The 8,603-nt window shown below is 32.5% G+C and carries 9 protein-coding genes and 2 pseudogenes; 2 read left to right on the top strand and 9 right to left on the bottom strand.

Annotated features, from left to right (window positions below):
• A partial coding sequence (locus FTU05_RS16680) for an integrase core domain-containing protein (RefSeq protein ID WP_180005052.1) occupies window positions 1–206 on the top strand: 206 nt, incomplete at its 5' end.
• Window positions 207–272: 66 nt separating this feature from the next.
• On the opposite strand, the gene FTU05_RS16675 is transcribed toward FTU05_RS16680, so the two are convergent.
• The 9 genes and pseudogenes from FTU05_RS16675 to FTU05_RS16635 form a co-directional block, all read right to left on the bottom strand.
• Complete coding sequence (locus FTU05_RS16675; protein ID WP_373685140.1) at window positions 273–626, bottom strand: hypothetical protein; 354 nt, start codon at window positions 624–626, stop codon at window positions 273–275.
• 437 nt (window positions 627–1,063) lie between these two features.
• Window positions 1,064–1,339, bottom strand: a pseudogene (locus tag FTU05_RS16670) (PoNe immunity protein domain-containing protein); the annotation flags it as partial.
• Window positions 1,340–1,354: 15 nt separating this feature from the next.
• On the bottom strand, window positions 1,355–1,897 hold the full coding sequence (locus FTU05_RS16665; RefSeq protein ID WP_180166097.1) for a DUF1910 domain-containing protein: 543 nt from the start codon (window positions 1,895–1,897) through the stop codon (window positions 1,355–1,357).
• A 181-nt stretch (window positions 1,898–2,078) separates the two neighbouring features.
• Window positions 2,079–2,891, bottom strand: coding sequence for a PoNi-like cognate immunity protein (locus FTU05_RS16660; protein ID WP_257222275.1), 813 nt, complete (start codon window positions 2,889–2,891; stop codon window positions 2,079–2,081).
• A 39-nt stretch (window positions 2,892–2,930) separates the two neighbouring features.
• The gene (locus FTU05_RS16655) at window positions 2,931–3,749 is read right to left on the bottom strand and encodes a PoNe immunity protein domain-containing protein (protein ID WP_180166095.1); all 819 of its coding nucleotides are present in this window, start codon (window positions 3,747–3,749) and stop codon (window positions 2,931–2,933) included.
• Between the two features lie 269 nt (window positions 3,750–4,018).
• On the bottom strand, window positions 4,019–4,990 hold the full coding sequence (locus FTU05_RS16650) for a PoNe immunity protein domain-containing protein (RefSeq protein WP_180166093.1): 972 nt from the start codon (window positions 4,988–4,990) through the stop codon (window positions 4,019–4,021).
• A gap of 36 nt (window positions 4,991–5,026) precedes the next feature.
• A complete protein-coding gene (locus FTU05_RS16645) occupies window positions 5,027–6,289 on the bottom strand; it encodes a type VI immunity family protein (protein ID WP_180166091.1) in 1,263 nt (420 codons plus the stop codon).
• 67 nt (window positions 6,290–6,356) lie between these two features.
• Window positions 6,357–7,337 (bottom strand): PoNe immunity protein domain-containing protein, encoded by a 981-nt coding sequence (locus FTU05_RS16640; protein ID WP_180060242.1) that lies wholly within the window; start codon window positions 7,335–7,337, stop codon window positions 6,357–6,359.
• Between the two features lie 38 nt (window positions 7,338–7,375).
• Entirely contained in the window at window positions 7,376–8,356 is a 981-nt protein-coding gene (locus tag FTU05_RS16635; protein ID WP_180166089.1) for a PoNe immunity protein domain-containing protein, read from the bottom strand.
• A 77-nt stretch (window positions 8,357–8,433) separates the two neighbouring features.
• Here FTU05_RS16635 and FTU05_RS16630 point away from each other — a divergent pair.
• A pseudogene (locus FTU05_RS16630) lies at window positions 8,434–8,603 on the top strand (IS701 family transposase); the annotation flags it as partial.

Raw genomic sequence — 8,603 nt, 5'->3', positions numbered from 1 at the left:
ACTGTTACCAGAATGCATTAGCAGAGCGGATTAATGGAATATTAAAGCAGGAGTTTTTAATTACACGATGTCAAACCATGAAGGAGTTAGATCACTTAATTGCGGAATCTATTATGATTTATAATTGTTATAGACCACATTTAAGTTTAAATATGAACACCCCGAATCAGACGTATGAGCAAACTAAAACCGAGCTAATTGCTTAACTCGGTTTGAAGTGGAATACTGTCAATCTATTTCAGGACAAGACATGCCACTAATGACTGATACAGCTATTTTTCTTCTTTTACCTTCAATTCATCAATAATTTTTGCTCTCCACTCTAAACCTTTCTCAGTAGCATCAGGTAATTCATTCGATAAATTAATTTCCACACTGTCATCTGGATATATATGTACAGCTAAATATTTTTTATCTTTTAAATTTTCATTCGTCAATGTGGGGACATTGGTTGCAATATGCTTTTTAGAGCTATTACCTTCTCCCCATTTAATATATTGAGTTCCTGTTATCACTGCTGATCTTTTCGTTCCACTACCTAGCCCTCCACCTAACTCTTCTCCATTTAATTCAACAATATAAGGAATATATCTTGCATCATAACCATAAGATGTTGTGGTCAACACATAAGTTTTTGTTGAATTAGTATTACACCCTATTAAAATTATTGCTGAAAGTATGATAAGTATTAAATTCGTTTTTAAAAATTCATCATTATCCTTTAAAAAATATGGGGTTTTAATTTATTTAATTAAAAATAATAATCAAAGAAAATTTAAAATATTATCTATTAGAAACGAAGAACCAAAAGGAAACTCTATCCTATTTATCACCATCAAGCTGCCAGTACACATACCCATCCATTCCAACATACCTCGAATGGCATCTACTTATTCAGTCAGATACCAAATCGTTAGACCCCAAGGGTTATCTTTAATCTCAGGCATAACATCACCCTGTTTAAAATAACGTTTTTCCATGTTATTCGCAGGACTATACCATTCACCTATTTTAGGGCAAATTTGTCCTACTTCGCTTCTTAGCGTTTTTGCACATGGGTTACTTATATCATTTTGGAAGGTACAAATTCTCGGGCAAATTTAACCAAATCTTTTGGATAAATCATATGTGTTATTTCGCTATCATCTAAATCTAGCAAATAAACGTAAGCAGCAGCTTCTATAGCCCAATATCCAAAGTACAAACCTTCATCCATTTTATGGGTATCATGCCAAGCCGCACTTTCAAATGCGGGATACCATAATTTCAAATATTCCTGTATATCCTGAATACTCTCTTCTTTAGTATCTCTATAATTACTAAAAATTAATGGGCGATATGGATTATCAAAAAACTATTGATCTACATCATATCTATCCATCAACTCAAATGATAAAAAGTCCTCATACAGCGTATCTAATTGTTCTGTTTGCTCATGGTAAATTTTGTCTTGCATCGCTGCAATACGTGGTAATAGGTCTCTTCTGTGTAATAGATAACACAGTCCTATCAACTGCATACATCTTTCGTACTCATCTATAGCGGTAAAATAAAATGGCGCCCAATCATTATCTTTTTCTGCAGCTCTAAATGCGATTGTATATTTTTCATAAGCAATTATTACATCTTCAAAAATTAATCTTAAATCTAAAATCTCATATCCTGACGTCAATAATAGCGAAAATAAATTATATGAGTACTCAGCATGAGTGCTCATTGCTAACTTCTTTTTTTCTTCAAGGTTATCGCCACTTCCCCCTACATTATTAAACCAATAATCAATATATTCTCTATAATGATCAGCAAACGTGATTAAATTATCCTCAGTTAAATAAAACTGTCTTTTCTTTTTATCAAAAACCATTCTGATTCCCAAAAATAATGCCCCGAAGGGCATGTTTTATTTATTCCTCACCATTAAAATACCAGTACACTTCACCCCAATCTGCCTTAGAAAGTGTTGGTAACATTTCACCTCTTAACACATGAACACGTGAATCCTCTTGTGCAGGGGTTGTCCAATAGCCCGTTTTTAGGGATTTTTCGCCAGCTTTGACTTTTATTACAGTTAGATTCTCTTAGGTTACTTCAGATTGAGTATTATTTTTACGAGCCCATGCAACTATATCTTTAGGATAAAACAAATGTTTATGTAAAGAACTTTCATCCAAATCTAGTAAATAAACAAGAGCTGCTGCTTCAAAAGCCCAGTAACCAACATATGAATAATTATCTAAATTTAAATGACTATTGTACCAAAGTGTATTTTTATGCATTTGATACCAATCAGCCAAATATTCATCCAACAGTTCAATCGCATGATTTTTGTTATTTTTAATTATTACATTATCAATCACATCGCATAATATTGAAAAATTATAACTATATATCCCATCTCTTTCAGTATCTGGATGATTAGAATCCGTTAGTTTTAAAAACTTATTAATCACTTCATCTTCACTAAAAGTTCCTCCATCCTCGCCATTGATTAATTGTTTAATTGTAGATAATAAATTATTTTTATTTAGCAATACTGCTAAGCTAATTGTACTTAATGCAATAAAACCACCTTCACCACCAATAACAACTGGCTTTTTACTTGCTTTAAAAACTCCTAATGCTTCTGCTTGTTTTTCATAACCTTCTATTACTTTTTCAAATAATGGAGATATTTCTTCTATTGGCTTTCCTGCAGTATAATGAAGATATAATAAAGAATGATAGATCCATGTAATAGATTGCCATCTTGAAGCTTCTCCACAATTATATTGATCATCTTCAAATGCATCACTTTCTAAATATAAGGGTATTCCTTCTTCATTGTATTCTTTAGTCTTTAAATAATAATCTTCAGTTAAAAAAATCTGTCTTTTATATTTATCGAAATTCATATTAATCCTAAAATTAATGCCCCGAAGGGCATGTTTTATTTATTCCTCACCATTAAAATACCAGTACACTTCACCCCAATCTGTTTCAGAAAGTGTTGGTAAGATTTCACCTCTTAACACATGAACGCGTGAATCCACTTGTACTGGGGTTGTCCAATAGCCCGTTTTTGGGGATTTTTCGCCAGCTTTGACTTTTATTACAGTTAGATTCTCTTGGGTTACTTCAGATTGAGTATTATTTTTACGAGCCCATGCAACTATATCTTTAGGATAGAATAAATGCTTGTGTAGAGGAGTGTCATCCAAATCTAGTAAATAAACAAGAGCTGCTGCTTCAAAAGACCAATAACCACAATATTTTAGTTCTTCTGCAGGCTCTAGATGACTATTAAACCAAAGTGCATTTTTATTCATTTGATACCAATCAGCTAAGTATTCATCTAAATATTTAACAGCAGTTTCTTTATTATTTTTAACTAGCACATTATCAATCACATCACATAATTTTGAATAACCTAATGCAAATAAATTTCCTTCGTTAAATGTTGGATGTGAAGGATCATTAAGTTTAAAAAATTTATTAATAACCTCATCTTCACACGTATGACTTTCACCCTCACCATTGACTAATGAATGTATACGATCAAACAAATCATTTCGATTAAATAAAAAAGCCAGACCAAGTATATTTAACGTTTCATTTTTAGTTGGAATGACAGAAGGTTTTTTTGACTTATGGAAGATAGCTAAGGCTTCAGATTGTTTTTCAAATCCTTCTATAACTTTTTCAAATAAGGGGATAACTTCCCCTATAGATTTTCCTGCTGTATACAAGGTAAAGTAGAAAAGAATAATCATGTGTTATTAAATTCCATCTTCTTTTTTCGCCGCAATTATACTCATCATCCTCAAATGCATCACTTTCTTTCCAAAAATCAACGTCTTCTATATAAAAATCATAGGCACTTTTATAATAGTCTTCAGTTAAAAAAATCTGTCTTTTATATTTATAGAAACTCATATTAATCCTAAAATTAATGCCACGAAGGGCATGTTTTATTTATTCTTCACCATCAAACTGCCAGTACATATCCCCACCCATTCCAAAATGCCCGAATGGCATCTACTTATTCAGTCAGATACCAAATCGTTAATCCCCAAGGGTTATCTTTAATCTCAGGCATAACATCACCCTGTCTAAAATGACGTTTTTCCATGTTATTCGCAGGACTATACCATTCACCTGTTTTAGGGCAAATTTGGCCTGCTTCGCATCTTAGAGTTTTTGTACTAGGATTACTTATATCCTTCTCAGAAGGTACAAATTCTCGGGCAAATTTAACCAAATCTTTTGGATAAATCATATGTGTTATTTCGCTATCATCTAAATCTAACAGATAAACGTAAGCAGCAGCTTCTATAGCCCAATAGCCAAAATAAAAACTTTCATCCAATTTATGAATATCATGCCATGGAGCACTTTCAAATGCGGGATACCATAATTTCAAATATTCCCGTATATCTTGAATACTCTCTTTTTTAGTATCTCTATATTTACTAAAAATTAATGGGCGATATGGATTATCAAAAAACCATTGATCTACATCATATCTATCCATCAACTCAAATGATAAAAAGTCCTCATACAGCGTATCTAATTGTTCTGTTTGCTCATGGTAAATTTTGTCCTGCATCGCTGCAATACGTGGTAATAAGTCTCTTCTATGTAATAGATAACACAGTCCTATCAACTGCATACATCTTTCGTACTCATCTATAGCTGTAAAGTAAAATGGTGCCCAATCATTATCATTTTCATACTCTCTTAAAGCAAAAGTATATGCTTCATATCTCTCAATTATTATTTCTAGAAAATACCTCATTTTAGAAATATCATGACCTGCTGTATATTCTAATGAAAAAAATTGATATGTTTCGCTTGCCAAGAATAGTGAAAGACGACTTTGATCTTCCAAAATACCACTATATTCTTGTTTTTTATTTTCAATTTTTTTAGAAATTTCAAAAAAATACCCATACAAACGATCATAAATATTTTCTGTTAAGAAAACTTGCCTAATCTTCTTATTAAATTCCATATTTATTCCAAAAAATAATGCCCCGAAGGGCATAAATCATTCTTCACCATCAAACTGCCAGTACACATCCCCCCAATCACTTTCAAAATCAGGGAATATATCACCTTGTTTAAAATATTGACGTGAGTTTTCTTTAGCAAAAGTATACCAATATCCTGCGTGAGGACATGGGCTACCGGCAATAACAATATCTATTCTTTCTGGTTCTTGAACTTCAACTTTCACTCGTTTTAATTCAGGCCAAGTGCTGTCTTCATCAAATCGTGCAATCCATTGCTTTGAACTTACGGCATCAAAACGTGGATTTGGATCATCTGACCACGCATCCAAAGTGGTCAGTTTTAAGTTATCACAACGTATCGGTTTAATTAGTTCATTTGCCATCACCAATAAATCAGGAACACCTGCTTCAACTGGATAAAGTGAAAGCTCTCCCAAACGTATCCATAAGCTGTATTTTGTTGAATCTTCTAGGTCTATAATTTTAGTAATTTCAATTCGTGGATCATCCAGTTTTTCACGAATTTGTTCTTCACTCAAGCCTAGTTTCTCTAGCCAGTAGGGAGAAAGTAAAAAGCACCATGTTGGGGTACGAATACCGCCACCTAAACCATCCCGATCTTCTGCAATAAACATATTTTCATGAGAAAACTCCATACCAGGATGATCAATATCGAGTCCATAAAAATAATCTGAAAATGTGCGTTCAACAGTTTCGAACTCAGGTGAAATATAAGCAAACTGTCCAGTATTACCTATTTCATAACTGCTATAAGCTTGTATTGGATTGAGTTGTCTTAAAATTTTTTCAACAAAAGTGTGCCAAACCATCTTATTGGTTTTATACCATTGATCGCCAAAAGTTAATTTAATACTAGAATAGCGCTCATTTGAGTCTCGAATATTACTTTCTAAAGCCCAACGTGCACTCTGTGTATCCGCCTCGGCTGATGTTGCACCTATAAAATATACAAAATATTTTTTAAAGATTTTATGCATTTCAACTAAAAGCTCATCTCGGCTTCTAATCCATTTATCAGCCTTTTTCCAAACCTCAGTGTCACTCCTAAACCTTAATTGAAAAGGTTTATCTATTATGGTTTTTTCAAATTCAATATAAATATCTAAAACTTTATTTAGTAGATCTTCAGCATTTTCTTGATGCATGTACAAAGTGATATAGGGGCAAATACCAAACTCTTTCTTTTCCTCTCCATAAATTATGGAAGTATCCTGAGGAATATCTCGAGCCAATTCAGCTATTTCTTGTTCATTTAAATAAAGTTGTACTGTACTCATAAAATATTCGTTAATTTATACTTCTATTTTTTAGAGATCCAAGATTATCAAGCCCCGAAGGCATAAATTACTCTTCACCATCAAACTGCCAATACACATCGCCCCAATCACTTTCAAAATCAGGAAAAACATCTCCCAAGTTAAAGTATTGACGTGAGTTCACTTTAGCAACTGTAAACCAATAACCCTGTTGAGGACATTTTTCCCCAGCTTTAATTGAAAATTTATTATGATTTTCAAGAAAATTTATTACTGAAGTTTTGAGCTTGAATTTGTGATAAAATTCAACCAAATCTTTAGGGTAATATAAGTATTCATGTAAGACAGTATCATTCTCTATCTCCAACAGAATAACAGCGCACGCTGCTTCAAAAGCCCAGTATCCATAATAGCCACCTTCTGATTTATGAGTATCATGCCAAGGCGCACCTGATAAATCTTTGTACCAATTCTTTAAAAACTTACGGACAAAAGCTAAAGAAATTTCATTATCTTGATTTGAAAAGGCTTCACATAATAATAAGTAAGGTTTTGGTACTAATACTGTTGAACAATCATATCTATTTTCATCTGAAAAAGATAAATACTCTTCAATTAGCCAATCTTGAGCAACATTTTCTCTCATTTCTCCGTCAATTAATTTCGCAACTCTAGGTAGTAAATCCTTTCGGTGGAGTAAATAACACAAACTGATTAACCAAATACATGGACAATAGCCATCAATAGTAAATAATTCAAAAACTGGTAAGTTTATATTTTTATGATAACTTCTTAATTTACTTCCATATTGCTCATAATAGTCAATAACTATTTCAAGTTGGCTTCTAATAAAAGGTAAACTATTGCCAGCTGTATATTCCAATAAAAGTAGATTTAAATAGTTCTCTGCTACGATAGCATAAGAGTATACCCATCTTTCTTCTAGTGAATCACCAACACCTGTAAGATTTACTTTAAAAGTTTCAATAGTGTTCAGAGTTTCCGCCTTTAATGTTTCATACATTTGAGGTGTAAGAAATTGTTGTCTTTTTATATTAACTAAATCCATTTTATGCCCAAAAACTGCCCCGAAGGGCATATTTTCACTTATTCTTCACCGTCAAACTGCCAATATACATCCCCCCAATCACTTTCAAAATCAGGGAAAATTTCCCCTTGTTTAAAGTATTTACGAGTGTTTTCCTTAGCTACAGTGAACCAATATCCCGATTGAGGACATTTTTCACCTGCTTGAATTGATACTTTTTGATATTTAGTTAGGAGGTCAATTTCAGCACTACTAGGTTTAAACGTACGATAGAACTCTATTAAGTCTTTTGGATAATAGAGGTATTCATGAAATTCTTTATCATTTTCTATTTCTAATAGAATAACAGCGCAAGCTGCTTCAAAATCCCAATATCCATAATATCTACCCTCTGATTTATGGCTATCATGCCATGGAGCTCCAGATAAATCTTTATACCATTTTTTCAAGAATTTGTTTAAATGCTTGACTGAAACTTTATTATCTTGGGTCAAAAATGCATTTGATAACTCAAAATAAGGATTTGGAAAAAGAACATCTGAACAATCAAAACGGTTATCGTCATTAAAAGCCAAAAATTCCTCTACAATCCAATCTTTCCCTCCATTTTCTTGATCCTCTCCATCAACAAGGTTAGCTACCAACGGTAGTAAATCAGTTCTTTTTAATAAATAACAAAGGCTGATAATCCATATATATACACAATAGTCATCTAAAATTTCAATATCAAAAACACTAAAATTATTATCTTTATAATAGGCTCTTTGTTTTATAGAAAGTACCTTGAATAATTCAATTACTTTATCGAATTCTAAACGTAAATATTCAATTGGTTTACCAGCAGTATAGTCCAAAATAAGCAAATCAAACTGATATCTAGACGCTATCGAATAAGAGTCGACCCATCCTGCTTCGATATCTTCATCATTATTTGATTCGCTTAGAAAACTTTCTATAGCCCTGACAAGTTCACTCCTCGTAGACTTATAGTAACTTTCATCTAAAAATTGTTGTCTACGATTAAACTTAAATTCCAACATAAATAAATTTCCAATTATTTATAGGACTTACGCATTGACGGATTCAAAAAAGTATTAAAATACTTTATAAAGTATCTGTGATCAGACGAATTAAAAATGCTTCTACAGCAACTTGTACTCTACCCATTTATATGGGCTTTCTCATGACAGAACCGAACTCTATTAGCTGCACACAACTTGCCGAGACTTATAATATCTCGCATGATAGTGTAAATCGCTTTCTAGAGCGTGAAGACTACACACCTCA

It is taken from the genome of Acinetobacter sp. YH12049 (assembly GCF_013419875.1).
Classification (GTDB): domain Bacteria; phylum Pseudomonadota; class Gammaproteobacteria; order Pseudomonadales; family Moraxellaceae; genus Acinetobacter; species Acinetobacter amyesii.
This window is presented reverse-complemented; position numbering and strand designations above follow the sequence as displayed.